At 41.3% G+C, this 26011-nt stretch carries 24 protein-coding genes and 1 pseudogene; 17 read left to right on the top strand and 8 right to left on the bottom strand.

Going from position 1 to position 26011, the window contains the following annotated elements; all coding sequences use genetic code 11:
- Nucleotides 1-27: 27 nt before the first annotated feature.
- Both JWG40_RS13055 and JWG40_RS13060 read right to left on the bottom strand, forming a co-directional pair.
- Nucleotides 28-1317: a citrate synthase gene (locus JWG40_RS13055; protein WP_002973093.1), complete on the bottom strand. Its 1290-nt coding sequence runs from the start codon at nt 1315-1317 to the stop codon at nt 28-30.
- 68 nt (nt 1318-1385) lie between these two features.
- On the bottom strand, nt 1386-3653 hold the full coding sequence (locus JWG40_RS13060; protein ID WP_205286228.1) for a lytic transglycosylase domain-containing protein: 2268 nt from the start codon (nt 3651-3653) through the stop codon (nt 1386-1388).
- A 48-nt stretch (nt 3654-3701) separates the two neighbouring features.
- Here JWG40_RS13060 and JWG40_RS13065 point away from each other — a divergent pair, with 48 nt between their 5' ends.
- The 7 genes from JWG40_RS13065 (at nt 3702) to JWG40_RS13095 (ending at nt 9455) form a co-directional block, all read left to right on the top strand.
- Entirely contained in the window at nt 3702-4901 is a 1200-nt protein-coding gene (locus JWG40_RS13065) for an LBF_1011 family protein (protein ID WP_205286229.1), read from the top strand.
- Between the two features lies 1 nt (nt 4902).
- Entirely contained in the window at nt 4903-5676 is a 774-nt protein-coding gene (locus tag JWG40_RS13070; protein WP_205286230.1) for a hypothetical protein, read from the top strand.
- Between the two features lie 68 nt (nt 5677-5744).
- The gene (locus JWG40_RS13075; protein ID WP_002989231.1) at nt 5745-6185 is read left to right on the top strand and encodes a bactofilin family protein; all 441 of its coding nucleotides are present in this window, start codon (nt 5745-5747) and stop codon (nt 6183-6185) included.
- Nucleotides 6186-7130: a PdxA family dehydrogenase gene (locus JWG40_RS13080; protein WP_205286231.1), complete on the top strand. Its 945-nt coding sequence runs from the start codon at nt 6186-6188 to the stop codon at nt 7128-7130. It begins immediately after the preceding gene.
- Nucleotides 7127-7549, top strand: a complete 423-nt coding sequence (locus tag JWG40_RS13085; protein ID WP_002989327.1) for a hypothetical protein — start codon at nt 7127-7129, stop codon at nt 7547-7549. The genes JWG40_RS13080 and JWG40_RS13085 overlap by 4 nt, the downstream gene beginning before the upstream one ends.
- Before the next feature lie 17 nt (nt 7550-7566).
- Nucleotides 7567-8688: a DegT/DnrJ/EryC1/StrS aminotransferase family protein gene (locus tag JWG40_RS13090; protein WP_205286232.1), complete on the top strand. Its 1122-nt coding sequence runs from the start codon at nt 7567-7569 to the stop codon at nt 8686-8688.
- A complete protein-coding gene (locus JWG40_RS13095) occupies nt 8688-9455 on the top strand; it encodes a hypothetical protein (RefSeq protein ID WP_205286233.1) in 768 nt (255 codons plus the stop codon). The genes JWG40_RS13090 and JWG40_RS13095 overlap by 1 nt, the downstream gene beginning before the upstream one ends.
- Before the next feature lie 85 nt (nt 9456-9540).
- Here the strand turns inward: JWG40_RS13095 and JWG40_RS13100 are convergent, their stop codons facing one another.
- From JWG40_RS13100 to odhB, 3 genes are read right to left on the bottom strand one after another with little or no spacing between them, the layout of a single operon-like run.
- The gene (locus JWG40_RS13100; protein WP_205286234.1) at nt 9541-12309 is read right to left on the bottom strand and encodes a 2-oxoglutarate dehydrogenase E1 component; all 2769 of its coding nucleotides are present in this window, start codon (nt 12307-12309) and stop codon (nt 9541-9543) included.
- 34 nt (nt 12310-12343) lie between these two features.
- Nucleotides 12344-13750: a dihydrolipoyl dehydrogenase gene (gene lpdA, locus JWG40_RS13105; protein WP_205286235.1), complete on the bottom strand. Its 1407-nt coding sequence runs from the start codon at nt 13748-13750 to the stop codon at nt 12344-12346.
- Between the two features lie 6 nt (nt 13751-13756).
- Nucleotides 13757-14980 carry a 2-oxoglutarate dehydrogenase complex dihydrolipoyllysine-residue succinyltransferase gene (gene odhB, locus JWG40_RS13110; protein WP_205286236.1) on the bottom strand — a complete coding sequence of 408 codons (1224 nt, stop codon included), beginning with the start codon at nt 14978-14980 and terminating at the stop codon, nt 13757-13759.
- A 158-nt stretch (nt 14981-15138) separates the two neighbouring features.
- On the opposite strand from odhB, the gene JWG40_RS13115 reads away from it, so the two are divergent.
- From JWG40_RS13115 to JWG40_RS13140, 6 genes and pseudogenes are all read left to right on the top strand, one after another.
- Entirely contained in the window at nt 15139-15672 is a 534-nt protein-coding gene (locus JWG40_RS13115; RefSeq protein WP_205286237.1) for a gamma carbonic anhydrase family protein, read from the top strand.
- A 312-nt stretch (nt 15673-15984) separates the two neighbouring features.
- Nucleotides 15985-16626, top strand: coding sequence for a hypothetical protein (locus JWG40_RS13120; protein ID WP_205286238.1), 642 nt, complete (start codon nt 15985-15987; stop codon nt 16624-16626).
- Between the two features lie 73 nt (nt 16627-16699).
- The gene (locus JWG40_RS13125) at nt 16700-16921 is read left to right on the top strand and encodes a hypothetical protein (RefSeq protein WP_205286239.1); all 222 of its coding nucleotides are present in this window, start codon (nt 16700-16702) and stop codon (nt 16919-16921) included.
- 56 nt (nt 16922-16977) lie between these two features.
- Nucleotides 16978-17361 (top strand): hypothetical protein, encoded by a 384-nt coding sequence (locus tag JWG40_RS13130; RefSeq protein ID WP_205286240.1) that lies wholly within the window; start codon nt 16978-16980, stop codon nt 17359-17361.
- A 41-nt stretch (nt 17362-17402) separates the two neighbouring features.
- Nucleotides 17403-17543 carry a hypothetical protein gene (locus tag JWG40_RS13135; RefSeq protein WP_205286241.1) on the top strand — a complete coding sequence of 47 codons (141 nt, stop codon included), beginning with the start codon at nt 17403-17405 and terminating at the stop codon, nt 17541-17543.
- A 312-nt stretch (nt 17544-17855) separates the two neighbouring features.
- Nucleotides 17856-18182, top strand: a pseudogene (locus JWG40_RS13140) (PAS domain-containing protein); the annotation flags it as partial.
- 33 nt (nt 18183-18215) lie between these two features.
- On the opposite strand, the gene JWG40_RS13145 reads toward JWG40_RS13140, so the two are convergent.
- Complete coding sequence (locus JWG40_RS13145) at nt 18216-19979, bottom strand: GAF domain-containing SpoIIE family protein phosphatase (RefSeq protein ID WP_205286242.1); 1764 nt, start codon at nt 19977-19979, stop codon at nt 18216-18218.
- Between the two features lie 187 nt (nt 19980-20166).
- Here JWG40_RS13145 and nirK point away from each other — a divergent pair, with 187 nt between their 5' ends.
- From nirK to JWG40_RS13165, 4 genes are all read left to right on the top strand, one after another.
- A complete protein-coding gene (gene nirK / locus JWG40_RS13150; protein WP_232369360.1) occupies nt 20167-21588 on the top strand; it encodes a copper-containing nitrite reductase in 1422 nt (473 codons plus the stop codon).
- A 22-nt stretch (nt 21589-21610) separates the two neighbouring features.
- The gene (locus JWG40_RS13155; RefSeq protein WP_205286243.1) at nt 21611-22378 is read left to right on the top strand and encodes a formylglycine-generating enzyme family protein; all 768 of its coding nucleotides are present in this window, start codon (nt 21611-21613) and stop codon (nt 22376-22378) included.
- Entirely contained in the window at nt 22375-22992 is a 618-nt protein-coding gene (locus JWG40_RS13160; protein ID WP_205286244.1) for an SCO family protein, read from the top strand. The genes JWG40_RS13155 and JWG40_RS13160 overlap by 4 nt, the downstream gene beginning before the upstream one ends.
- 101 nt (nt 22993-23093) lie before the next feature.
- Nucleotides 23094-24161, top strand: a complete 1068-nt coding sequence (locus tag JWG40_RS13165) for a BPSS1187 family protein (protein ID WP_332470743.1) — start codon at nt 23094-23096, stop codon at nt 24159-24161.
- Nucleotides 24162-24186: 25 nt separating this feature from the next.
- Here the strand turns inward: JWG40_RS13165 and JWG40_RS13170 are convergent, their stop codons facing one another.
- Nucleotides 24187-24924 carry an SDR family NAD(P)-dependent oxidoreductase gene (locus JWG40_RS13170; RefSeq protein ID WP_205286246.1) on the bottom strand — a complete coding sequence of 246 codons (738 nt, stop codon included), beginning with the start codon at nt 24922-24924 and terminating at the stop codon, nt 24187-24189.
- A gap of 53 nt (nt 24925-24977) precedes the next feature.
- Nucleotides 24978-26009 carry an MBL fold metallo-hydrolase gene (locus JWG40_RS13175; protein WP_205286247.1) on the bottom strand — a complete coding sequence of 344 codons (1032 nt, stop codon included), beginning with the start codon at nt 26007-26009 and terminating at the stop codon, nt 24978-24980.
- Nucleotides 26010-26011 lie beyond the last annotated feature (2 nt).

Genomic DNA, 26011 nt, shown 5'->3' on the forward strand with positions numbered 1-26011 from the left:
CCCTGTCCCTATTGTGTTTAAGGTTTTTTACGCCTGTTTTTTTGCGGCTTCGTAAGAGATCTCTTGGGGACCAGTGTAAATTTGGCGTGGTCGACCAATCTTTAAACTAGGATCTTCAATCATCTCTTTCCATTGTGCAATCCAACCCGGAAGTCTTCCCATAGCAAACATGACTGTAAACATATTTGTTGGAATCCCTAGAGCACGGTAGATAATTCCTGAATAGAAATCTACGTTTGGATAAAGTTTTCTTTCTACAAAGTATGGATCGTTCAGAGCTGCTTCTTCCAATTCTTTTGCAATGTCAAGAAGTGGATCTTTGATTCCAAGTTTGTTCAATACTTTGTCACAAGCTACTTTGATGATTTTGGCACGAGGGTCAAAGTTTTTGTAAACTCGGTGACCAAATCCATTCAATCGGAAACTGGAATTTTTGTCTTTGGCTTGTTCTACGATTTTTTTAACCGAGAGACCGCTTTTTTTAATTCCTTCCAACATTTCCAATACTTCTTGGTTGGCTCCCCCATGACGTGGTCCCCAAAGGGCAAGGATTCCTGCAGAGATCGCACCATACAAGTTTGCGAGAGATGATCCCACCAAACGAACAGTAGACGTAGAACAATTTTGTTCGTGGTCAGCATGTAAGATCAGAAGTAAGTTGAGTGCAGAAACAATTTCTGGATCAATATGATAATCTTCTGCCGGAACCGCAAACATCATGTTCATAAAGTTAGATGCATAATCTAACTCGTTGAGTGGGTGGATGATGGGTTGACCGATGGATTTTTTGTACGCATAAGCTGCGATCGTTGGGAATTTTGCAAGGAGTCGAATGATGGAGATTTCTCTGTGTTCCTCATTCATTGGATCATAACTGTCTTGGTAGTAAGTAGATAAACATCCCATCATACATGACATGATCGCCATTGGGTGTCCATCTTTTGGAAAACCGTTGAACAGGCGTTTGAGATCCTCGTGGATCATTGTATGTTTTGTGATGGAACTATTCCATTCTTTGAGTTGTGCGTCGTTTGGAAGTTTGCCGTAGATAAGTAAATAAGCTACTTCTGTGAATGTAGACTTAGCGGCCAAATCATCAATAGGAATTCCGCGGTAACGGAGGATCCCTTGTTCTCCATCGAGAAAGGTAATCTCACTCGTGCAAGCACCTGTATTTAAATAACCGGAATCAATCGTAACATAACCGGACAATTGGCGGAGTTTAGTAATATCAATTGCCTTCTCGTTTTCGCTTCCCACTAAAATCGGAAGTTCGAACTCTTTTCCATCCACTTTCAGAATTGCCTTTTCGGACATATCTTCTCCTGTATATCTCTGTCTATTTCTAAGGATAGACAGAGGAAAGGGAGGGGAAAAGCCATTTTTTACAACTTATGGTATTTTTTCATGATGTCGTATGCGTAGAAATTCGAAACCACGATGCGACAGTAATCTCTCGACTCTTTGTAAGGAAGGTCCTCTAAAAAATGGTTAAAATCGCCAGAGTAAACGGACTTCTTCCATTTCCTTAAATTTCCAGGACCGCCATTGTAAGCGATGGATGCCCATTTCAATTCGTTCCCGTTGGATTTCAATAAATAGGCTAAAAATTTTGTCCCCAAACGTATGGAGGTTTCGGGTTCGTAAAGGGAATAGGAAGTGATTCCCATCCTAGATGCCAATTCCTTTCCTGTCGCCGGCATAATTTGCATAAGGCCCCGCGCATTAGATCTTGAGGTGGCCGTTTCCTTAAAGAAGGATTCTTGTCGCATCAGAGCATAAACCTTATCTTCAGAGATATCGTTTTCGTTTGCATAACGCGCTACAATACTTTGGTGGGGCCTAGGATAGATTCTAACGGAGAGGGAAGTGGGAAGGAGGATGGGGTCATCGGGAATAAAATGCCTTTTAAGAAGAGACCTTGTATGAAATGCCGTATAGTACGTGTTATAAGTAAGATCGCCAATTCCCACTAAAATTTCATCCTTTTCTTCCTCCGAAAGGTTTTCTCGTTTTACGTGAAAGTTGACAAGGCTTAGTCCCAAACTGTCTTCTCCTACGCGGAAGTATTCTTTGGCGAGGTTGAGTAGTTTATGCCCTTGGATTCGTGAACTCATTCCTCCCAGTTTATTTCCTAACTCATAGGAATCTTTCGGATACACAAATCCCAAATTGCGACCAAGGATGGCGTAGGATTCTTCCGGAATCCCCGCAGTATAAGATAAGTATTCAAAAAGATATTCTTTGTTGTATGTGGGATTGTCTGGTTTGCTTGATTCTTTGATGATAGGTAAAAATTCTTCTCGAATCACTCGCGTATAATACGAACCAGGGCAAAGAGCATAATAACGTTTCAGTTCTTTTTTTAATTTATCTGTTTCTCCGCTTTCTTTGAGAGAGCGCAAATACCAATACACAAGCCGACCTTTGACGGGGAGGTTTGGAATTTCTGCGAGTGCTCTTTCAAATTTTACCAGAGGTGCGTAGTTTGATTTATCCCCTTTCCGATCTACAAGATATTCTATAAGTCGGTCTTGGTAAAAAAGATTGAAGGGATACTTCCCTAAATACAGAATTAGATTTTCAAAATACAATTCCCTGTCTCCCAAACGGTCGTAAGAGGCAGCAAGAACTCGATAATATCCAGCATCTTTGCCTGGGAATGTTTTTAAAAGTTCAATGGCCGCTTGGAATTTGTTTTGTTGGTACAAAATATCGGCAAGGGAGACGATCCAGGAGGAGTCCATATCCACAAAGGTCTTATTTGCACGTAAAACACGAAATAGTTCGTTAATTTTACCAGTTTTTGTTAAAACTAATGTTAGGTGTTTGAAACCTTCGTAGTAGGCAAGCCTTGTGGAAAATAGTTCTGGTCTTGTGCGAAACAATGCTTCCTTGTCATTATGACTGATGGCAGGGAGTAGGAGAGTGAGCTCGGATGGGGCAAGTTGTAAGATACTTCCAGAGCCTTTGTATTTCGACCAATCGGCAGCGACCATATGCGCGGTAGAATCAGATAATCCATCTCTTTGTAGAAGATTTAGCCACTCTTCTACTGCCGACTTTTCATCACCTAAGATCAGTTTTGCTTTCCCGTATCTGTATTGTGTGTCACCAGTGAGAAGGTATCTTTTATGTGATTCTTGGATGGAGTTAATTTTATCTAAAATTTCTTTCCATTGGTTGTTGGCAGCAAGAAGTCTTACCAATTCATCCAAAAGGCGGCGACAAATCGGATCTTCTTCTAAATTCATTCGATTTAAATATTGGATTCGTTCGGCAGGTGTTAGATAATTTCTTTGGGTAATTTCTGTGTATAACTTCCAATAACTTAGTTTGAACAGTGTAGTTTGGAAGGGCATGGTTTGTGTCAGGATTTTTCTTACTTCTTCTTCCGATGATTCTGTGACAAAAACACCGCGGACAAGAGAAATCAAATAGCGAAACCGTTTCTCCTTATCTCCGTTAGGTGATTTTTCATGAAATTCGATAAGGCTATACACTTCACTTTCACGAGTAGGGTTTGTGTTTTGAAAATGATTTTGAATTTGCCCCCACTGGTGAGATTTGATTAAATATTGAAGGTCAGTTTCCGCAAATAGGGATGTTGTGAAAAAGAGAAGAATTCTACTTGCTAACCAAAAATGCCTCATGCATACTTCCTATGATTACGAATTTAGAGAGGGAAGGTTCCTCTCCTTATGAGCTTACAAACAGAATACAAACTGCAATGGCCGGAATATCGTATCGAATTCCACAAAGGGCCTCATATTCCGAAAAAGGCCAGTCTTTCCGAACTCTGGCCTAGTTTACGTGCCTTCTTTTCAGGCAATCAGTCTCGTTTTGCAAACTATCTCTTCTATTTATCGACCGATTTTTCTGGGGGGTTCAGCCTTTGTTCCATTTTAGGGGAAAATGAAGTCGCCAATCGGTTCAAAGACCCGCAATTGACCACTCCCACCCCTTTTCCTACAGAATCCTTAGAGCAAATTTGGGAACTCTGTCAAAACCGAGAGTTTGATGAGATGGAAAGAGAGGATTGGGAACTTGTTGGATTTGGACTTTTGTATTCAGGAAAGATCCAAGACTTCCGAAACTGGGTTTTAAAAACCAAAGAATTTTTTGGTCAAACTGATGATAACCGAAGGTTTTTGTTTTTGCTTGGATGGGAATCTTCCGAACTCCCTTATGAAAATTCAACATTACATGCGTTAGTCGAATATGTGCAAGGTAAACGTGAATATTTAGATTTTAAAGCTCTCACCGATGCTGTAATTCTTGATTCTCATTGGCAGATCTCTGGGGTTCTTTTCCATGCAATTGAAATGGGATGGTTTGGTGGAGAAGAGACTTTCCGATTTTGGAAATTCCTGATCGGTTTTTATTCAGAATGGGAAGAGTGGGAAAAACAAAAATTTTGTTTGGTTTCTCTTGGGAAAATTCCTGCCTTTTCTGCTTTACGATATGCAAAACGATACTTCCCAGAAGAAACTTTTTTTCGGTATAGGTACGATTTGGAAACAACACTTCGTGGGGATTGGATTGAAAAAAATGGGTTTGGATATGAGTTATCCCATGAATTGGATCCTTTTGTGGAAACTGTTGTTCGTTTTCGTAATGAAGGAATTCGTTACGAAGAAGATTTAAAAAACGAATTAGTGCTTAAACCATATTCTTATTTTATTAATTTACAATTGGCCTCTATCTCTTTTGTAAAAAAGGAAAACCAACAGTTTCTAAACTTTTATAAAAAAGCAGGTCGACTCAAGTATTTACCTTTAGCTCTAAATTTGTACTTTCGAGTTTTGAAAACGATAGGTGAGAATGTTCTGGCAAACTCGATAGAACGTTCGTTAGTTTCTTCGGGTGAATCAATAAACATTCCAGAAGGTTGGGAATAAGATGCCACTTTCGCAAGAACAGATTATGGAACTCTCCAAATTGCAGAAAATGCTAAGGAATTTGGAGAAAATTGAAAGAAATGCCAAAAATGATCTGCAAAAGGAACGTGTTGCCTATGATATAGAACGTTATAGACGTCGTATGCAAGAGGTTTCACCGGAAGGTATCCCGGATAACTTAGAGCAGACGATGCGAAATGCAAAAACCAGAGAGGAAAATCCAGAAAACCTCAAACATAAAGTGATATCGCAGTATCCGGTAATGAAAGTATCCCCCAATTCCAATGATAGCGAAATCAACCAAATTGGAACCCTTGTGAATATTATGGATTTAGAATATATTCCTATTCTTGGGGATGGCCATATTAAGTTTGATTATTCTCATGCAACCGAAAGAGATTCAGTTCTTAAGTATATGGAAAATTTACGTAGGAACATGAAGATCCTTGTGGAAACGATTGAAGAGTATGCTGCTGCCGATAAACAAGAGTTTCGTGAGCAGCTCTCTCGGATGAAAAACAAACAATCCCGAATCTTCATTGCGGAATCCTTTGAAACCCTTGGTAAATTTCGAGATTTCCTCACTGCGGTGAATAAAGACATCAAGGATGGGGTAAATGTGATTATGAACATGGAAGAACCGATCAAATTCAATCCTAGGTTTGAAAAGGCCACGGTTTTGGAAGGTAGATCAATTATGGAAGGGCTTCGTGAATTTCAGGAATTTGCAGAAGAGGCTTGTGATTTGATTCGACTCCCGTCTTTTCGAGGGTAAAAAAACCTTTTCATTCCCAGGGGGAACAAGGACACTGTGAAAAATCACATTCACGGACCCGTAACAGCATGGCATTAGTCAAAAATCAGACCGAAGTTACCAATTCAACGATTGGAGAGAATTCTTACTTTAATGGTAAATTCTTTATCAATGGATCTTTAAAAATTGACGGTAAATTCGAGGGGAAATCCCTCCAAGCCGAACACCTCTACATTGGTGTTACTGGTAAGGTCAAAACCAATATCACGGCTGCCAGTGTCATCGTAGAAGGAATTGTGGCGGGAAATGTGACTGCAAGAAACCGCGTCATGCTCCTCCCTACTTCCAAAATCCTTGGCGATATCAAAACTCCGGAACTCATCATTCAAAATGGTGTGATTCTAGAAGGACGTTGTATGATTTCCAACGACCTCAAACACAGTGCGAAAGACTTAATCGAATTGGAATACTCCAAAGATTCGTTAAGTGTTGAGAAAATTTTTGGGAAACAACCAAACGCAAAAGAATAATTGAAAACCATTCTGATTTCGGAAGGCGATCCCACAAGTATCAACTATGAACTTTTGGTTTCTGCCTTCCCATTGTTGCAATCCTTAGGGAAACGCCACCGCATTTACCTCATTCGTGGCCCTCACAACCTCACGGTTCCCTCGCTCCCCAACCTTTCCCAACCGATTGACACACCCGGATTCTATTCTCTCCCTTGGTCGGATTCTAAAAAAACACGCCAGTTTACACTGGGTAAACCCTCCGCCACCTCAGGCAAGATGGCCTACGATTCACTTCTGGCTGCCATGGACTGGCAAAAGGAATTAGGAGCCGATCTCATCACCCTTCCGCTCTCTAAGGAGTGGGTGGGAAAAGCAGGGGTCAAAGGATTTCGAGGCCATACCGAAACTTTGGCCGCATATTACAAGCGACCTACGTTTATGATGATGTCCGGTGAGAAATTAAACGTAATTCCCTTAACCACCCATGTTCCCCTGAAAGATGTTGTGAAAGAACTGAAACGGTTTTCTTGGAAGGATCTGAGTTCTGCACTCTCTCGTTCCCAGTTTTTAAAAAACCCGAAGATTGCTTATTTGGGACTGAACCCTCATGCCGGTGAGGGGGGAAAGATTGGGGACGAAGAATCTACCATCCTGGCAGTGGGAGCAAAAATCTTAGGAAAAGCAAAATTTTCCGTGGAAGGTCCTCTTTCTGCGGATTCTGCTTTTTTGCCGGGTGCCAAACCGTACGATTTGTATTTGGCCGGTTATCATGACCAGGGCCTCATCCCATTTAAATTGCTTGAAGGGAAAAAGGGTGTGAACATAACCTTAGGACTGGATTTTACTCGAGTGTCCCCAGACCATGGGACGGCCTTTGACATTGCAGGAAAAGGGATCTGTGATCCCACAGGACTCATTTCCTGTTTAGAACGACTCATGGAGACGAAAGAAAATAAATCATGACACTATTGGAAACCGTTGCTTTTCCTGTTTTATTCATATGGTTTGTGGGTCTTCTTCTCACTCTCTTCCGAAGAGATTTGGAGTCACATTGGAAGTTTTTTTTCTTTCTAGTCTTTTGCTTTTATTTGGTTCAATTCTTTCCTGAATTTTGGGAAGGGGTCGCCCGTTGGAAAGAAAACCCGAAAGCAGAAGTTCTCCTTTGGATCTCTGCTATGGGAAATTCTATTTACGTATTTTTATTTTTTTTATGGCCTCTTGTTCTCATTCGAATTTACTATTCCGCATCCAATAACTTAAGTAAAACCTTGATCCCAGCACTTGCTTATGGGACCGTTCTGTATTGGGCATTATTTTTTCTTTGGACCATGTATTCCAAAGAGTTCAATGGTTGGCTTCATCAAATATTCACAAATAAGTAATTAGAAAAGGGCATACAATGGCAGTTCCATTTATAGATATCAAACGATTTGAACCAGGATTTTTGGACACCTGGAATGAAAAAGTAAAGTCCATGTCACTAAACGCACAGTTTATTGGTGGAAACGAAGTTTCTGATTTAGAAGCGGGCCTTGCCACTTGGGCAGAAACAAAGTATGCCATTGGTTGTGCCAATGGAACGGATGCTTTGCAACTAGCTCTTCGTGCCGTGGGTGTGGGTCGTGGGGATAAAGTTTTATTACCGGACTCTACGTTTTGGGCTACCTTTGAAGCGGTAGTGAATGTGGGCGGGGATCCTTATACGATCGATACCAATCCCGATGATTTACAAATGGATTTCCAAGTGTTTCAAGAAGCTGTGGAAAAAGTAAAACCAAAGGCAGCACTTGTTGTCCATTTGTATGGATGGGGAACCTCCAAAATTGAAGAACTTCGTAAATTTTGCAAAGAAAAGAATGTGGCTCTCATTGAAGATGGAGCTCAGTGTTTTGGAGTGAAGTTCAACGGAAAGTCTCTGTACAAAGATGCACTCATTTCCACTACTTCCTTCTACCCGGCAAAGGTGTTAGGCGCTGCTGGTGATGGTGGTGCTGTATTTACAAACGATGAAGAGTTGTCTGTGGTGGCTCGTAGACTTGTGAATCATGGAAGGACCTCTCACTATGAACATGGACTTGTGGGTTGGAACTCAAGGCTTGATTCGCTGCAAGCAGCCTTCCTTAATTTATCTTTAAAACACCTGCAAGCTAGAATTGATTCTCGTAAAAAATCGCAGAACGTATACTACAAAGAACTTCCAGGCCTTGGGATTGGAGTGATCCATCCCCCGAAAGGTTACGACGAAAATGGATACTGTAACGTGACTTTGGTGGACCCAGAACTTCGTCCCAAAATTGAAGCTGTCTTAAAAGACAAAGGAATTGGATTTGGAAATATTTATCCAGGTGCCATGTCTGACCAACCCGGTGCCAAACCATTCCTTATAGAAAGATTTGGAAAGGATGGAAATGCACGAAGGATTTCTAAATCCGTTCTTAACTTTCCACTTTTTGCTTATATGACCGATTCTGAATTGGATGAAGTGTTTAGTGCCATAAAGGCTTATAACGCAAACAAATAATGGAAAAATTTAGAGTCGGAGTCTTTCTATTTTTTTTACTCATATTAGCGGTGCTTACTTTTAGTTTGTCTAAGAGCTGGCGCCTCTATGATGATGGGTATGAAGTCACAGTAGAAACTCCCGAATCTAAAGAAAAAGATAGTAGTCCCGAACCCACAGATAGTTTGGATTTAGAAGATGGGAACGGGAAAATCTATTGGAAACAATACTTTATCTACCCTCATGGCCTTGTCACTGAATCCGGTGGGTTTGGTCCTGATGGGATTTTATCTCATGCAAGAAATTTGTATTCTATCAATCTTAAAGATGGAAAAGTTCAAAAACTATTTCCTCATGATGTTTATATTTGGGATTTTTTTCTAGGGGACTTTGAAAAAAAATCGGTTTCTAATACCATTGACGATCCTAAGGAAGATGTCCTTGCAATAGAGAAAAAAATCATCATTTTGGCCGTCACCGAAGATAGCAATTTGGATGGAGTACTCAATTATAAAGACCACAAATTGGTCTATCTTTTTGATCCCGAATCTGGTGACTTACAAACTGTTCTGCCTATAGGATTTCATTTTCGGAAGTTAGTTTATAATTCAGCAAAAAATCACCTAACTTTAATTTTGGGAAAAAATCCTGACAAACAAGTCAATAAAAGAAGGAAACTTCCGGAACCAGAAATCAAACTCCATGTTTTTGATTATGACGCGGCAACAAACAAGGGAATCTTAAGTGGTTCCTTGGAAGCATTGGTTGCGCCGACGAGTAATCAGTAATCAGAATTCCTAAAAAAAAAGCCTTACGATTTTGCGTAAGGCTTCATTCTAAACAATACCAATTTGTGAATTAAATGTTTTCCCTTTAGGAGAGAGCATCCTTTACTAAATCTTCTTGTTCTTTTAAGTGAGTGACCACGTGACCGCAAGCAGGGCTTGGGAACTCCGAACGACCTGCATAATGCAATCGTTTGTTCTCCGGCATCACCGCTTCAATTCGATCCCGAATAAAAAACCATGCGCCTTGGTTTTTCGGTTCTTCCTGTACCCATACAAATTTTTTCAGTTTTCCGTAACTGGTAATCATTTGTTTGATATGGTTTTCTGGGAAGGGATAGAGTTGTTCGATTCGAACCACTGCCACGTTTTCCAACTTTTGTGTATCGATGGCTTTGCGTAAGTCGTAATAAACTTTTCCAGAACAGAAAAGTAACTTCTCTACCTTTTCTGGTTTTGCCACTGGATCGGGAAGGATCTTTCTAAACGCACCCGTTGTGATATCTTCCAAACTAGAAGCCGCATCTTTCAAACGAAGTAGGGACTTCGGTGTCATGATGATAAGAGGTTTTCTAAAACTTTGTAAGATTTGGCGTCGTAAGATGTGGAAGTACTGCGCCGGTGTGGTTAGGTTTGCGACTTGGATATTGTCCAAAGCGCAAAGTTGTAAAAAACGTTCTAACCTCGCCGAAGAGTGTTCTGGGCCTTGTCCTTCGTAACCGTGCGGAAGTAAACATACAAGACCCGACATCCTTTGCCATTTAATTTCCGAACTGGAAATGAACTGGTCAAAGATCACCTGAGCGTTGTTCGCAAAATCACCAAACTGCGCTTCCCACATCACAAGGCTATTTGGATCGGCAAGAGAATACCCGTATTCAAAACCGAGGCATGAATACTCGGAAAGTGAAGAGTTTACAATATCGATCTTTGCCTGTTTGTCGCTTATATGATTCAGGAGAGTGAGTTTTTTACCGTTCACAATGTCCGAAAGAGTGGCATGCCGATGAGAGAAAGTTCCCCTCTGTGCATCTTGTCCCCCTAGACGAATCGGAAATCCATTTTCTAAAATGGAACCAAAGGAAAGGGATTCTGCAAATCCCCAATCAATGGGCAGTTCTCCCGCCCCCATTTTTTTACGATCTTCCAACACCTTAATGTGTTTTGGATTTGCCGTATATCCTTCAGGAAGGGTAGTTACTGCTTTGACAATCCCACCTAACTGTTGTTGGAGGAGCTGTGTATGGACATCAGAATCCAAAGGTTCTTTGGTGTATCTGGACCAAACGCCACCGAGAGTATCGACCGTGATCCGAGTGTCTTTTTCTTTCGCTTGTTGGAAAGAAGTTTCGAGTCCTTGTTGGATTCCATCTTTAATGAACTGGATTTCGTCAGGAGTGATATCTCCTCTTTTTAGTAGTTTCTCTTCATAAATGGTGATGGTTTTGGGATGTTTTTTGATGATATCATACATCTGTGGTTGTGTGAAGGTAGGTTCATCGGTTTCGTTATGACCAAGCCTTCTGTAACAGATAAGATCTATGATCACATCTTTTTTGAATTTTTGTCTGTATTCTAACGCCAGTTTTGTGACCCTATATGTGGCTTCCGGGTCATCTCCATTTACATGGAAAATCGGAACTTGGAATCCTTTGGCTAGATCTGTCGCATACAAAGTCGATCTGGATTCACTGGGAAGAGTCGTAAATCCAATTTGGTTATTGATCACAATGTGGAAAGTTCCGCCCACTGTATAACCATCTAGGTTCATCATGTTAAGTGTTTCGGCAACCACACCTTGTCCTGCAAAGGCCGCATCCCCGTGGATGGCGACTGGCATAAACTTAGAACGGTCCATATCCTTTGCCATTTCTTGGCGGGCACGAACCGATCCAAAGATCACTGGATCTACGGCTTCTAAGTGGGACGGATTGAAGGCAAGAGAGAGTTTGACTTCTTTTCCGTAATGGGTCATCACATTATTGGAATACCCAAGATGGTATTTTACGTCGGCATATCCCAGTTGGCCTGGGTTTAATTTTTCTTCGAATTCAGCAAAGATCAGTCCCGCTGGTTTTCTAATGATATTCACAAGAACATTGAGTCGTCCCCGGTGAGCCATACCGATGACAAGGGCATCCATTTTATGACCACCCGCTTCCTCGACAAGAGTGTCAAGCATCGGGATCATGGTCTCCCCACCTTCGAGAGAGAATCTTTTTTTCCCCACGAATTTTTTGGCGAGGAAGTTTTCAAAACTATCGGCTTGGTATAGTTTCTCAAACAAACGTAAGGCGATCTTTTTACTGATCGGTTCATTGTTTGCGAGTGGTTCCATTCGGTTTTGTAACCACTCTCTTTCCTCATCATTGACGAGATAGTAGTGTTCACAACCGATGGATCCGCAGTAGGTTTTTTCAAACCAATCGATGACGTCCTTTAGTTTGGCTTTTCCTAAATTTGCAATTCCAGAATCCACTTCTGTTTCTAAGTCGCTTGATTTTAGGGCCTTAATTTTGAGGTCGATAAATTCGCGGTTGGGTTTGTTGATTCCCAGTGGGTCGAGGTTTGCCGCTAAGTGGCCTTGTCTTCGGTAAGCATTGAGAAGGTTGATAATCCCAAAGTCACTCAGTGAGGAGTCTTTTCTGTGTTCGGTGGATGCATAATTGACATACCCGTTTCCGTTGAACCCATTCCCACCTGATCCGTTGTTAGGGATGGATGTCCTTTCCAATTCTTGGAAAAAAGAAACCCAATCCTTGGATAAAGAAGACGGATCTTCTTTAAATAACTTGTAATACTCTTCCAACAATACGACGTTATCGCCGTATAAACTCATCATCTGGTCGGTTGTCATATACTCTCCCTAAAACAACAAAACAACAGTTAAATTACGAATGGATGGACCATTTTGCGTCAGCATCCATCGCCGCTTCCCGAAGTACTTCGGAAAGAGTGGGGTGGGCATGTGTGGAACGAGCAATGTCTTCCGCACTGGCACCAAATTCAAAGGCAATCGCGGCTTCTGCGATCATGTCGGAAGCACGCGGACCCACGATATAAATTCCCAGGAGTTTGTCCGTTTTTTTGTCGGCCAACACTTTTACTTGTCCATCCGTTTCGTTCATGGCTTTGGCACGAGCGTTCGGTTTGAACATGTACTTACCCACTTTGTATTCAATGCCTTTGGCTTTGAGTTCTTCTTCCCCAAGACCGACCCAAGCCACTTCCGGCCAAGTGTAGACAATCCAAGGAATGGCTTTGTAATTCACATGGCCATACTTACCACAGATGAGTTCTGCCACAGCGATCCCTTCGTCTTCGGCTTTGTGGGCAAGCATGGGTCCATCGACCACGTCGCCAATGGCATAGATATTAGGAATATTGGTTTGGAATTTATTAAGTTCTACTTTGACACGGCCACGGTCTGTCATCTCGATACCAATTTCTTTGGCCCCAAGGCCATCTGTGTTCGGGCGGCGACCAATAGAAACTAAAACCTTATCTCCTTCGAGAATGGATTTTTTTCCGTCTTTGCCTTCGATCTCTACTTCTACTTTTTTGCCCTTTACTTTCGCCCCATGGACTTTGGTTTCAAAGAGGAAGTTAATCCCTTGCTGGGTAAGAAGTCTTTCGGCCAGGCTTGCCATGGCTTGGTCAGCGGTTCCGAAAAGTCGTGGCATAAGTTCCACCACAGTGACTTTGGCACCGAGGCGTAACCAAACCGATCCGAGTTCGAGTCCAATCACTCCGGCACCTACAATGATTAGGTGTTCGGGAACCGAATCAAACCCAATGGCATGGTCAGAGGTAACAATATTTTTTCCATCCACAGGAAGGGGAGGAATTTCAATCGGTGTGGAGCCAGAAGCGATGATGATGTTCGTTCCAGAGATGGATTCTTTTTTTCCATCTTCCGCGGTAATCGAAACTTCGGTTTTAGATACAAAACTAGCATGGCCCAAGTAACGAGTGATTTTATTTTTTTTCATCAGGTAGTCCACACCCGATGTCACTTCCCCCACCACTTTGTCTTTACGGGCCATCATTTTGGCGATATCGATTTTGACATCTTTCACAGAGATTCCGTGATCGGCTAACTTATGTTTTGTTTTGTGATATTCTTCAGAAGAGTCGAGAAGGGCTTTGGAAGGAATACAACCTACGTTCAGACAAGTCCCCCCGAGAGTTTTTCTTTTTTCAATGATGGCTACTTTTTTACCCAACTGTGCGGCACGCACTGCCGCTACATACCCACCAGGACCCGCACCAATGACAACGATATCGTATTGTTCCATAAAACCTTATACCTCAAAGAGGAGTCTTGTTGGGTCCTCTACCATTTCTTTGATTTTGACTAGGAACTGAACGGCTTCTTTTCCATCCACAATTCTGTGGTCATAAGAAAGAGCCAAATACATCATAGGACGAATCACAATTTGGTCATTCACCACTACCGCACGTTTGACGATATTGTGCATTCCAAGAATTCCGGATTGTGGAGGATTGAGGATGGGTGTCGACATCATCGAACCATAAACTCCCCCGTTAGAGATGGAGAAAGTTCCGCCTTCCATATCTTCGAGAGAAACTTTTCCATCCTTTACTTTGCCGGCAAGCCTTGCGATCTCTTGTTCTACGCCCGCAAAACTAAGTAAGTCTGCATTCCGTACAATCGGAACGACAAGACCTTTCGGGCCACCCACAGCCACTCCGATGTCATAGAAGTTTTTGTAGACGATGTCTGTTCCGCGGATTTCTGCATTGATCGCAGGATAGGCTTTGAGTGCTGCGACGGCCGCTTTGGTGAAGAGGGACATGAATCCAAGACCCACACCGTGAGTTTCTTTGAACTTGTCTTTGTATTTATTACGAAGCTCCATAATCGGAGACATATCCACTTCGTTAAACGTAGTGAGGATGGCCGCTGTATGTTGCGCACTCACGAGTCGGTTAGCGATCGTTTGGCGTAGTTTTGACATAGGCACAACAGTTTCTCTTGGGCCATTATTCACACCGACAACAACCGCTTTCGGAATCTCAGGACTTGGGCTGGCAGCTTTCGAAGCCGATGCCCCACTTTTTTCCATAAAGAGGATGACGTCTTCTTTTGTAATCTGGCCGTTACGACCTGTTCCTGTAATCTTTGTTACATCTAACTTATTTTCTTCGATGAGTTTGCGAGCCGCAGGAGGGAGTTCCTCGTTCACTTTGCCCGCGTTAGGTTGTGCTGCAGGAGTTGCTGCTTGGGGAGCCGGTGCAGAAGGACTAACAGGAGCCGCAGCCACAGCACCTTCTTCAATGGCGCCGAGGATATCTCGCACATGAACCACATCTCCCACTTTTTTGGAGATGGATTTAAGAACACCGGATGTGGGAGCAGGAATTTCTAATGAGACTTTGTCTGTTTCTAAAATGGCGAGCACTTCGTCTACTTTGACAGCATCGCCTTCTTTTTTGGTCCAAGCACTGATAGTCGCTTCGGTTACGGATTCCCCCATCTCGGGGACTTTGATTTCTATTGCCATGAAATGTTCCTTAGCAGGTTTTTAGAGAAAAATAGCGTTTTTGAGGAGTGAGATCCCATTTGAATCTAAGACTACGGTAACTTAGTTGAAGGTAAAAACGCAAGCGGAAAAAACGAAAAGGCCTTGAGTTTCCCTTGGATTGCCTTGCGCTAGCAGGAATGATCCGTTCTTTCCAAGGCCATACCCCTTCGCTCCACCCTACGGCCTGGGTGGCACCTTCTGCCGACGTACTGGGAAAAGTCACGATTGGCGAAGAGTCTTCCATTTGGTTCCAATGTGTGCTTCGTGGGGACGTAAATACCATCACCATTGGCAAACATGTCAATATCCAAGACATGACTCTCGTACATGTGGCAAGAGATTTGTTCCCTGTGACCATTGGAGATTATGTATCGATCGGACATCATGCGACCATTCACGGTTGTGTGTTAAAAGACCATAGTTTTGTGGGAATGGGCGCCATGCTTATGGACGATGTGGAAATTGGCGAATGGTCTTTTGTGGGTGCGGGCTCCCTTGTTCCCCCTGGAAAAAAAATTCCCCCTGGAGTTCTCATTATGGGTAGCCCCGCCAAAATCATCCGAGACATCACAGACAAAGACCGGGAGATCATCACTCGCACTGCCAACAACTATGCGAAGTATAAAGAAAACTATCGCGCTGAGGGAATCGGGGGCACATCCCTTTCCTAACAGAAAGGGACCGGGCTATCCGCTCCAATCTTTCCTTGCTTTTTGCAAGGAAAGGATTTCCGCTTCTATCCCTTGTGCGGGGAAAGGAGTTATCGACTAGTTTTTGTTAGTTAATAGAGCCTCTCACCGTTATCGGTCTTACGAATAAGCTGGAACTGTTCTAAAGATGGACTATGCATACATTTTAGACTTTCAGTCTGCCGAATCTTCCATTTGTGGCCTTTGTTTTCTCATTGATCATTTTTTTAGGTGTCGTACCCAGTTGGAAATCCGCTTGCAGCGGTTCTGGATTACGGCAGAACATTCTAAAGTATGAAATTATTTTTCTCATTCGCCTTGGTGTTTGCCTTGCCATTCAGTTTTTCCTGTAACCTACATTATTTCTCCATAGCAAACAGAAACTCTTCTAGTTCCGAAACTAGTGAAACTCTGATGCAAGGAAAGATCCGATTCAATTTGATTCGTTCGGAAGAAGCCGCAAAACCCAATTTATATAATTCATCCGCAGTAGAGTATGAACTGGCAAAATCAAAATTGTTTGGACTTAGCAGAACTTCCAAATTAGATTTAACATACACAACATCGACAGGAGTAAACAACGCAGGAATTTCTGCGCTTCTCTTTTTGCTTACTATAGGTATATTCCCATCGTTTGAAGAATCTCATTCTAATGTAACATTTACCATCTCGGACAGAGAATCTAGGAAAATTATCAGAGATTATACTTACCCCATCAAAGGAAGAAGAATCATTTCTTGGTTAACAATTCCGTTCTATATAGTGTTGCCTATAGTTTCCAAATCATTCGATGGCGGAATTAACGACACGACGTCTAACTCCTCCATACGACTGTTAGTGGAATCATTTGAGGCTGATTTTATACACGATTGCAAAGAAAATCCAGAGTTATTTCAAAAGTTTCAATCACTCGGTCGAGACTTAGTGGAGTTATAGATTTTGTTTCTGCACAAAACTCCCTTGACCAGGGAATAGGTTTTTGATTTCCTAAAGTCTAAGAGGATAAATTTTGTATACACTCATTCGTTTTGAAAATGTTGAACTAGCACATATCCAAGTAGAGAAGGGCGGCGTAAAATCTTTTCCTTGTGGTTTTGATTCCGCCAAACATACAATGGAAAAATCATCTTTAAGGTTGGATCTAAAAAAAATACGAGTGGCTGTTGCTAAATCTGCCAATGCCGATTCCGATATCTGCGGGACTTGTGTGGGTGCCTTGTATTCTCAATAACCAATCAAATGATTTTGTTCGTTGACAAAATAGACCAACTGGTTAATTGTTAGCTGGTGAAATTCTTATATTTGTTTTTTTTGATCTTTCTTTTGGTTCAATGCAGTAATCTTGGAAAATCTGGGATAAGCGAAGAAGTTATCCTTGGTAGAGACATTTATGACGAACTAAATGTTTATATCGGCTTATTTGCCCAGGATGTTGCCAATGATCGAATCAATAATTCTCGTCGACTGAATGATTTGGCGCTACTCTCTCGTTGGTACGATGCTCTGGGAGTGAGTTATCAAAAAAGAGATTTGTCTTACAATAAAAAAAAGGCCAAGTCTTGTATTGCTCTTACCTCCAGTTACCTAATGGCCACAAGAGATGCCACTGGAACCATAGTTCTGAGTGCCACGTGCAAATTAGAACCTGTTGCTAACTATCCTCTTCCTTAACGAAACGAAGACCTAAGACCTTTAGTCAACGGAACCTTACAATGAAGATTATTTCTATAGATAAAGACAATATTGATGAAGAGCATATTTGTTGTGCCATTGGAAACGATGTTAAAAATAAAACAAGGGAAGAATCCAAAAGACTTAGGAAGTCCTTTGGGAACTCTCGGGATTTATTGTGATGGGACCTTTTTAACACACGAATTGATGACTGAAAAAAAATCGAAATACTCATTGGTTGCTTGGATTCTTGAAATCTTTCTAAAAACACCTAACAACTGCTCCTTTTTTTATTTGTTTCGTAGTATCCCTTATCCCCAATTGACAAATATCAAGAGCCTCTTTAGGTAAAAAAAGAACAACCGAGTTGCTACAAACTTCTGTCTTTCTAGCTTACGATATGTTAGTCGAGTAAGAATGCCTAAGACCATTAACAAACAGTGTATGGTATTTCTTTCGATGATACAACTACCGTCTAGTTTGAGGTTAAAAAGTTGAAAAATGTAAAAGTGAATTCAGTAGAAAACATCCTCACCGAATCGGACGTGATTATTTCCCGCACCGACGCAAAAGGGTTGATTACCTATGTATCTCCCGACTTCGCAAGAATTTCAGAATACAGTCCAGAGGAGATGATCGGTAAACCGCATAACATAGTAAGACACCCCGATATGCCGAAGGTTGTGTTTGCAGAACTCTGGGATTATATTAAAGCCGGACTCCCTTGGACTGGAGCTGTGAAAAATAGAGCCAAATCTGGAAATTACTATTGGGTGGATGCTACCATCACACCCATACTCAATGAAGAAAAGCACGTTATTGTTAAATGATTTGTAAAAAAAGTGGATCTGTTTTTAAATCCGATCCACTAACAAAACAGTCACATCATCGGCAAACTCGTTCGATCCTACATACTCTTTGGCAGCCCGAATGAGGTCATCAGCGGAATCCTGGGTCTTCAGAGTTTTGGATTTTTGAATGGCTTTCTGAAATAATTCTTCATCATAACGTTTGTTATGGTCTTTCGACATATGTTCCGTGATCCCGTCTGTATACATCACCAAACGATTTCCAGAAGAGAAAGGGAATGTTTTTTCTTCATAAAACAAATCAGGAATCAGTCCTAAAATTTTGCCTTTGACATCTAACTGGACAATCGGTGAGTCCTTTTTATCCAATAAAAATGGGGCGTTGTGGCCTGCATTGGCACAAAGGATGGTATTGTTTTTCAAATCAATGATTCCATAGAATGCAGTGAGAAAATTTCCTGCCAATTTTCCATACAACATGTGGTTCAGAGTTGTTAAAAACAAAGAAGGGCTAAGTTTGATGTCTTGTTCAAAATTTTTTAGAACCATATGTGCCATAGCCGCAAGAACCGCAGCCGAAAGACCGTGACCTGAGATATCTGCAATCAAAACGGAAAACTTAGAGTCATCTAGTTGGGTGACATCATAAAAATCGCCCCCCACTTGTTCCAAAGGAATGTGTGCCACACCATAGGAAAGTTCGTTCGTACTCGGGAGAATGGAAGGCATGATTTTTTTCATGATATTTTTGGCACGGTTCAGTTCTTTTCCCGTATCTACAATTTGATGAAAAAGTTGTGCATTTTTGATCGTGCTACTGAGTCTTGCTGCAATATTGGTGAGTAGATCCAAATCGGAATGTTGGAAAGCATATCCAGAAAGTTTGTTATTGATACTAATCACACCAAGTAGTTCGTTCTGAAAGATGAGTGGTGCGGAAATGAGAGATTTGGATTCAAATTTATAAGGAGAAAGTTTATTATACCGAGGATCCAAATCTAAGTTGTGAATGAGTAGGCTTTCTCTTTTTTCTGCCACCCAACCAGAAACTCCTGTCCCATAGGGAACTTTGATTTGTTCATAAGCTTCTTCTGGAATTCCTTTTGCGGAAAGGATACTGAGTTCTTTGTTTTCGGTATTAGCGAGATAAATGGTTCCAGAACTTGCTCCCAAGTATTCCAAAACACGATTGAGTATCCACTTTCCCAGTTCGTGTAAACTTTTTTCGGAAACAGACAATCTTTCAAATTCATTTAGCAAAGATAATTCGAGGATACGTTTATCTAAGCTATCTTTGGTATTTGCATTTTGAATAGCAGTGGCGGCCACTTCTGAAAGCGAAATTAAATATTCTAAGTCAGAGGAATCAAACAAACGATTGTTGGTTTTATTGATGACCTCAAGAGTCCCGATGATTCTACCTTCTACAAAAAGAGGAACACAGATAAGCGATTTTGTTTTGAATCCAGTGCGTTTGTCCATACTGGCATTGAACCTTGGGTCCTTATACGCATCTTCCAAAGCGATGGGTTTTTTCTCGCGGGCTACCATTCCCACAATCCCTTCCCCTAACTCTAAGCGAGCATACTCTTGGATGATTTCTCCCTTTTCTCCGAGAGCTACTTCACAATAGAGAAATTCTTCGTCCTCCAAAAGGAAAAGGGAACTTGCCTCGGCCTCTAGTAGATCTTTAGAATATAACATAATGAGGGGGAGGAGTTGGTGCAAATCTAGGTTTGCATTCAGAATGGAAGAGATATGAAGTAGGCTACGGAACTTACTGAGGCTTCTTTGAGGATCTAAAGTCATGGGGTACCAAACCCATATTTATCCCAGTTTCGAATCCGTCGATTTAGAAATTCAATTTAGTTTTTCCATAAAATAAAGAAAGTAGGGGAAAAAATACTTCTCTATTCACAATTTTTGTGCATTTTGTAACGTTTGCGCTCGAATCTATTGATTTGTATCAATGAGAATTGGGCTCAGGTATTTTAGAATGAAACAAAAGGATACGGAAATGTATATGAAACTACTGAAACCAAAGACCTTAAAAATTTATCTTCTCCTTATGGTCTTATCAAGCCTATTCACTGTTTGTTCAGGACAAAAAACAGAAGAGGCCAAACTCACTTATGCCCCTGAAGTCCCCCCTCATATCGACAGAACAAACGAAGCGAAAGTGATTGTAAATATGGAAACAGTGGAAGTAGTCGGTCGGCTTGCAGATGGAGTCGAGTATACCTTTTGGACCTTTGGAGGTTCCGTGCCTGGCCCCATGATTCGCGTGCGGGAAGGAGACGATGTAGAATTTCATCTAAAAAATCACCCTTCGAGTAAAATGCCACATAACATTGATTTACATGCAGTCACTGGCCAAGGAGGGGGAGCCGCTGCATCCCTTACCATTCCCGGCCATGCTTCTAAATTTTCTTTTAAGGCCTTAAACCCAGGGTTGTATATTTATCACTGTGCTACATCTCCCGTGGGAATGCATATCGCCAACGGTATGTATGGTTTGATTTTTGTACAGCCTAAGGATGATCTTCCTAAGGTAGATAAAGAATACTACGTAGTTCAAAGTGAATTTTATACCAAAGGGAAAAATGGGGAACCAGGCCTCCAACCATTTAGCATGGAAAAGGCGATCACTGAAATTCCTGATTATGTAGTGTTTAATGGATCTGTGGGTTCTCTTGTAGAAGATAGAGCCATCACAGCGAAAGTGGGTGAAACTGTTCGACTTTTTGTTGGGAATGGTGGGCCCAATTTAGTTTCTTCCTTTCATGTCATTGGAGAAATTTTTGACAATGTGTATACCGAAGGTGGAGTTCTTCCCAACCAAAAGAACGTACAAACTACACTCATTCCAGCAGGTGGTTCTGCCATTGTTGATTTTAAAGTAGATGTTCCCGGCACCCTTATCTTAGTCGACCATTCCATCTTTAGGACATTTAACAAAGGTTCGCTCGGGATGTTAAAGGTAGAAGGGGAACCGAACGCCACCATCTATTCCGGAAAACAAGATGATACAGTTTACCTTCCTGAAGGACCAGCCATCCAAAGAATGGTAACCGAAGTGAAACCGAAAGCTTCAGCAAAAACTCCCAAAGAAATTTTGGCCAATGGAGAAAGGGTTTATCAATCGGTTTGCTCTGCTTGTCATATGAAAGAAGGACAAGGTGTCGTGGGTGTTTTTCCTCCACTTGCCAAGTCGGACTATCTCAATGCGGACAAAGGCCGTGCCATTCAAATTTTGAAAAAGGGTTTGAGTGGACCTATCACTGTGAATGGACAAAAATACAATAACGTGATGCCTCATTTAGAACTCTCCAACGAGGAGATTGCCAGTGTCCTTAGTTATGTTTACAATCAATGGGGGAATAAAGGAATTATGGTTTCAGAAGCAGAGGTGAAATAACTTCGAAGTCTGTGCGCTAAATATGAATCGTTTGTTTTTTCTTATGATCTTACTCTTTGTGTTTCCACTTTCTGGCGAAATGGTCAAAATCCCTGCCGGAAATTGGAAACCTTTTCTAAAGGAAACCGATTCAAAGTTAGGTGTTAGTGTCAAAATTAAGAGTTTCTATTTGGATGAGTATCCGGTGACAAAGAAAGAATATTCTGAATTTATCGAAGTAAATCCAGAATGGAAAAAGGGGAAAGTATCTCCTCTATTTGCCGACGGTGGTTATTTAGGAGATTGGAAAGGAAAAAGTCCTGATCAGAATCAAACCAATTCTCCTATAACCTATGTTTCATGGTTTTCGGCCAATGCCTATTGCCAGTGGAAAGGGAAACGACTCCCCAAAGAATCCGAGTGGGAGTATGTGGCCAGTGTTCCGCCTACTGGTAAAAATAAAAAGGCAGTGGAAACGGTAATCCTTACTTGGTATGGAGAACAAAAACCAGACTATCTTCCTTCTGTCGGTCGCTACAAAAATGGGTTTGGTGTGTATGACCAACATGGAATGATCTGGGAATGGGTCTTTGACTTTAATAATACTTCCGTCACAGGAGATTCTAGGCAAGATACAGATTTAGAAAGTAGTCTTTTTTGCGGAGGTGGTTCCTTAAAAGCAAACGATTTTTCCAATTATGCATCTTACATGCGTTATGGGTATCGTGCAGGTTTAAAGGGTTGGTATACCGCTAAGTATTTAGGGTTTCGATGTGCATCAGATATAAAAATTAAGGACAATCCATTATGAAAATTCAATTCATTCAAAAAATCACAATTCTTCTTATTGCCTCTACCATGAGTTTTAGCTGTGACGAACATAACTCGGGAGAACACCATCATCATGGAGAAGATCATGTTTTAGCTGCTAGTGAAGGTGCACAAGGGAGTTTGTTTGACTTGGACTCCCCGTGGACAACAGAATCCAACCAACCGAAGGTTCTGAAAAATTACAAAGGCTCTCTATTTATCATTAGTATGTTTTATGCCACTTGCCAATCCATTTGTCCAAGACTTGTCGCAGATATGGAACAACTTGCAAAAAAAATAAAAGAAACAACGGGAGGGGAGCCTCGTATGGTTCTCGTTAGTTTTGATTCCGAGAAAGATACTCCAAGCGTTCTTAATACTTATAAAAAGAAAATGAACTTAAATGATCATTGGACTCTACTCTCTGGTAAGGAGGATGATGTTCGTATGTTATCAGTAGTTCTCGGAATCAATTACAAAAAGGTATCTAATGGTGAATTCAATCATTCTGCCGTTTATAGTTTGGTTTCGAAAGAGGGTATTGTGGTCTCACGGGTTGAAGGAATTGGCTCGAATACGGATGCCCTTATCGCTTTATATCAGAAATTAAAATAATTTCCCCCTTACTTTCATTTTTTCCCGAAAGGTTTTTTTTAATCAATTGATTCTGAATTTAGGTATTTTTTTAGTATACCTTATCGAATTTTGATTTTAAGGTGTTTGCATTGAGTTCTATTGTTTCCATTCGTTTTCTTCGAACGTTACTGATTCTTTTCTTTTTTGCCAGTTTTCTTTCTTCTTGTAAAAAGGAATCAAATGAAAGCGAAACCGAAGACATTGTGACACTATTGGGACTTGGATTGTATGCACGTTCTTGCTCGGGGCAAAATACATTTCCCACTAGCGGAACTGTTGGTACGTTGACAAGGTTACAAATTTCGCCTTCACAAACATCTTCCGCAATATCCACTTCTAATAATCCCCACCAGGTGTATCCTCCACAATCGGGTGTTAGTCGAAAAAATATCCTTTCTGTTTTTTATCCAGGCACTGTATCCTCACCTTGTGAAATTGGTGCAATTTTGCAACAAGGGGCCAGTCGTGGGTATCATATCATTGGACTTAGTTATCCAAACAATGAGGCAGTCAATACTGTCTGTAATCAAGGAGATGCCAGAGCTGATACAAATTGCTTTGAGAATTTGCGAAGGGAAGTTTTAACCGGTGCAGATGTATCCGCCTATGTATCTGTAGATGTTTCCAACTCCATCGAAGGAAGATTACTTTCCCTTCTTCAATATTTGATCCAATCTAGACCTGGAGAAGGTTGGGATCAGTTTCTTTCCGGAGCTAATGTCAATTGGCCATTAGTTTATGTGGGGGGACACTCCCAAGGGAGTGGGCATGCAGCCTTGCATGGAAAAATTCGGACAGTGGGAAGAGTTTCTATCTATAGCGGAGTTTCTGATTATAGTCTACAGTTTGCATCTATACCAACTTGGATGGGTGGAGCACAAACAGCGCCCGCGGGATCTTATTATGGACTGATCCATGAAAATGATACCGTCGCCAACTTCAGCGGTAATTCAAACCAGGTCACTGATGTTTGGTTAAATCAATTTTCTATGACGGGAGCACTCACGAATACGAATGTTGGAGCTCCATTTGCAAATAGCAAGCGTTTGGTGACTTCCGCATGTAATGGGATGGGAGCCACTGCTTTGCATAGTTGCCCTATGGTAAACGGATTCCAATCTATTTGGAACTATATCAGCTTTCCTTAACAGTTAGAAAATAATACTTCCAAGATCAAAAAGGCGGAAGGCGTTTGAAGATCCATTCTGGAATGAATTGAATCATTGCCATGATCAAACGCCAAGGCCAACGAATGTACACTAAATCTTTTTTGGTAAGACCGGCTTTCACAATGAATTCCGCTGCGACATCTGGCTGTAAGGTGAGCCACGGAATAAGATTGTGTCCTGCGGACATTTTAGTATAAACTGGTCCTAGTTGGATGGTGCAAATATGGACTCCTTTGGAAAAGAGTAGAGACCTAAGGCCAGAAAGATAAGTAGTGAGACCTGCTTTGGCGCTTCCATAGATATAATTCATTTGTCTACCGCGGTCCCCCGCGACAGAACTAATGGCAACAATAGTGCCGTTTCGTTTTTGTTCCATATCCAAAGAGATAATGTTGATAAGCGATACAACACTTGAGTAGTTGGTGTTGATCGTTTTTAATAGTTCTTTTTGGTCTAACCTTGCCTTGATTTGGTCTTCATAATATCCCGCGACAAAAAAAACAATTGATGGTTTAGTAATTAGAGAATCGTAAAACAAAGTATGAGAAGAAAAGTCGGTGATATCCCAAACATAAGTTTCAATGGCGGTAGTTGGAAATCGTGACTTAATTTCGGTTTTTAAATCAGCTAACTTTTGTTTGTCTCTTCCTGTCAATGAGAGAGAAAAATCTCTTTTTGCTAAAGATTCAACGATATGGATTCCAATGTCGGAAGTGGCTCCAACGACTAAAGCATGTTTCATTTTAAAGACCTAAATAAAATCTATCTAACTTTATTTGAGGAGGCATTTCTATGTCACTGAAAATTCCACCAGCCATCAACACTACCAGAACCAGTGAAGGCAAAACTTTCGCCAATTTTTGGAACTTGTAAATTGAGTTTTAAGTTTTGAGAAGCAACAAGAACTCGTTTGATCGGATCATTCCATGGATGGAGGGAAAGGATGAATTTTCCCCAATGGACGGGCACAAAAGATTTGGCTCCGATGGTTTCTGCTGCTAGTGCTGTTTCTTCCGGGCGCATATGGATCGAGGGCCAGTCGTCGCCGTACTGTCCACATTCTAAGAATGCCAGATCAAAGGGACCATACTTTTTTCCTATGGTTTCGAATACCGATCCAAATCCAGAGTCACCACCCACAAATACTTTATATTCTCCGATTTTTAAAACATAAGAACACCAGAGACTTTTGTTTCTGAGTACACTTCGTCCAGAAAAATGTCTTGTGGGTGTGGCCGTAACAGTAAGATTCGAAAAAATTTCTTTAGACTCAAACCAATCCAACTCCACAATTTTATGTAAAGGAATACCCCAAGAAATTAGATGCGCTGATACACCTAACGGAACTATGATGGTTTTTGTTCTTGGATGTAATTTGGTTACGGTTTCATAGTCTAGGTGATCGTAATGGTCATGTGTGATGAGTAGAATGTCTAAATCAGGTATATCGTCAGGCAGATAAACATCGGTTCCTTCGAAAGATTTTACAGCAAAAGGTACAGGAGAGGCATAACCGGAAAAAACTGGGTCTACTAAGATTTTTTTTCCATCAGCTAACAACAAATAAGAAGAATGTCCAAACCAGATATATTGTGGTTTTTTTGCATCCAATTCCTTTAAATTGATTTTTATAGAGGGGACGGGAGAAGACGGACGAATGGAATTTGGTTTTTGCCAATATTTAATCGCCATTTTCCAATAGGAACTGTTAGGTGCTAACATTTCTGTAGGTTCCAGGTTTTGGAAGCTACCTGATTGGAAGTGTTCCGACTGAGAGACACGTTTGAGAATATCGCCGTGAGGTAGTTTGCCGAGAGTTGTAGCCAATG

Origin of the sequence: Leptospira abararensis, assembly GCF_016918735.1 — a bacterium.
GTDB classification, from domain to species: Bacteria; Spirochaetota; Leptospiria; order Leptospirales; family Leptospiraceae; genus Leptospira_A; species Leptospira_A abararensis.

Excerpts from the sequence above, each read along its gene's own strand:
- JWG40_RS13155 (WP_205286243.1), top strand. The coding sequence starts at position 21,611 with ATGAATCGTTTGTTTTTTCTTATGATCTTACTCTTTGTGTTTCCACTT.
- JWG40_RS13120 (WP_205286238.1), top strand. The coding sequence starts at position 15,985 with ATGAAATTATTTTTCTCATTCGCCTTGGTGTTTGCCTTGCCATTCAGT.
- JWG40_RS13090 (WP_205286232.1), top strand. The coding sequence starts at position 7,567 with ATGGCAGTTCCATTTATAGATATCAAACGATTTGAACCAGGATTTTTG.
- JWG40_RS13075 (WP_002989231.1), top strand. The coding sequence starts at position 5,745 with ATGGCATTAGTCAAAAATCAGACCGAAGTTACCAATTCAACGATTGGA.
- JWG40_RS13170 (WP_205286246.1), bottom strand. The coding sequence starts at position 24,924 with ATGAAACATGCTTTAGTCGTTGGAGCCACTTCCGACATTGGAATCCAT.
- JWG40_RS13070 (WP_205286230.1), top strand. The coding sequence starts at position 4,903 with ATGCCACTTTCGCAAGAACAGATTATGGAACTCTCCAAATTGCAGAAA.
- JWG40_RS13160 (WP_205286244.1), top strand. The coding sequence starts at position 22,375 with ATGAAAATTCAATTCATTCAAAAAATCACAATTCTTCTTATTGCCTCT.
- nirK (WP_232369360.1), top strand. The coding sequence starts at position 20,167 with ATGAAACAAAAGGATACGGAAATGTATATGAAACTACTGAAACCAAAG.
- JWG40_RS13100 (WP_205286234.1), bottom strand. The coding sequence starts at position 12,309 with ATGACAACCGACCAGATGATGAGTTTATACGGCGATAACGTCGTATTG.
- JWG40_RS13055 (WP_002973093.1), bottom strand. The coding sequence starts at position 1,317 with ATGTCCGAAAAGGCAATTCTGAAAGTGGATGGAAAAGAGTTCGAACTT.
- JWG40_RS13060 (WP_205286228.1), bottom strand. The coding sequence starts at position 3,653 with ATGAGGCATTTTTGGTTAGCAAGTAGAATTCTTCTCTTTTTCACAACA.
- JWG40_RS13145 (WP_205286242.1), bottom strand. The coding sequence starts at position 19,979 with ATGACTTTAGATCCTCAAAGAAGCCTCAGTAAGTTCCGTAGCCTACTT.
- JWG40_RS13115 (WP_205286237.1), top strand. The coding sequence starts at position 15,139 with ATGATCCGTTCTTTCCAAGGCCATACCCCTTCGCTCCACCCTACGGCC.
- JWG40_RS13135 (WP_205286241.1), top strand. The coding sequence starts at position 17,403 with ATGAAGATTATTTCTATAGATAAAGACAATATTGATGAAGAGCATATT.
- lpdA (WP_205286235.1), bottom strand. The coding sequence starts at position 13,750 with ATGGAACAATACGATATCGTTGTCATTGGTGCGGGTCCTGGTGGGTAT.
- JWG40_RS13065 (WP_205286229.1), top strand. The coding sequence starts at position 3,702 with ATGAGCTTACAAACAGAATACAAACTGCAATGGCCGGAATATCGTATC.
- JWG40_RS13085 (WP_002989327.1), top strand. The coding sequence starts at position 7,127 with ATGACACTATTGGAAACCGTTGCTTTTCCTGTTTTATTCATATGGTTT.
- odhB (WP_205286236.1), bottom strand. The coding sequence starts at position 14,980 with ATGGCAATAGAAATCAAAGTCCCCGAGATGGGGGAATCCGTAACCGAA.
- JWG40_RS13095 (WP_205286233.1), top strand. The coding sequence starts at position 8,688 with ATGGAAAAATTTAGAGTCGGAGTCTTTCTATTTTTTTTACTCATATTA.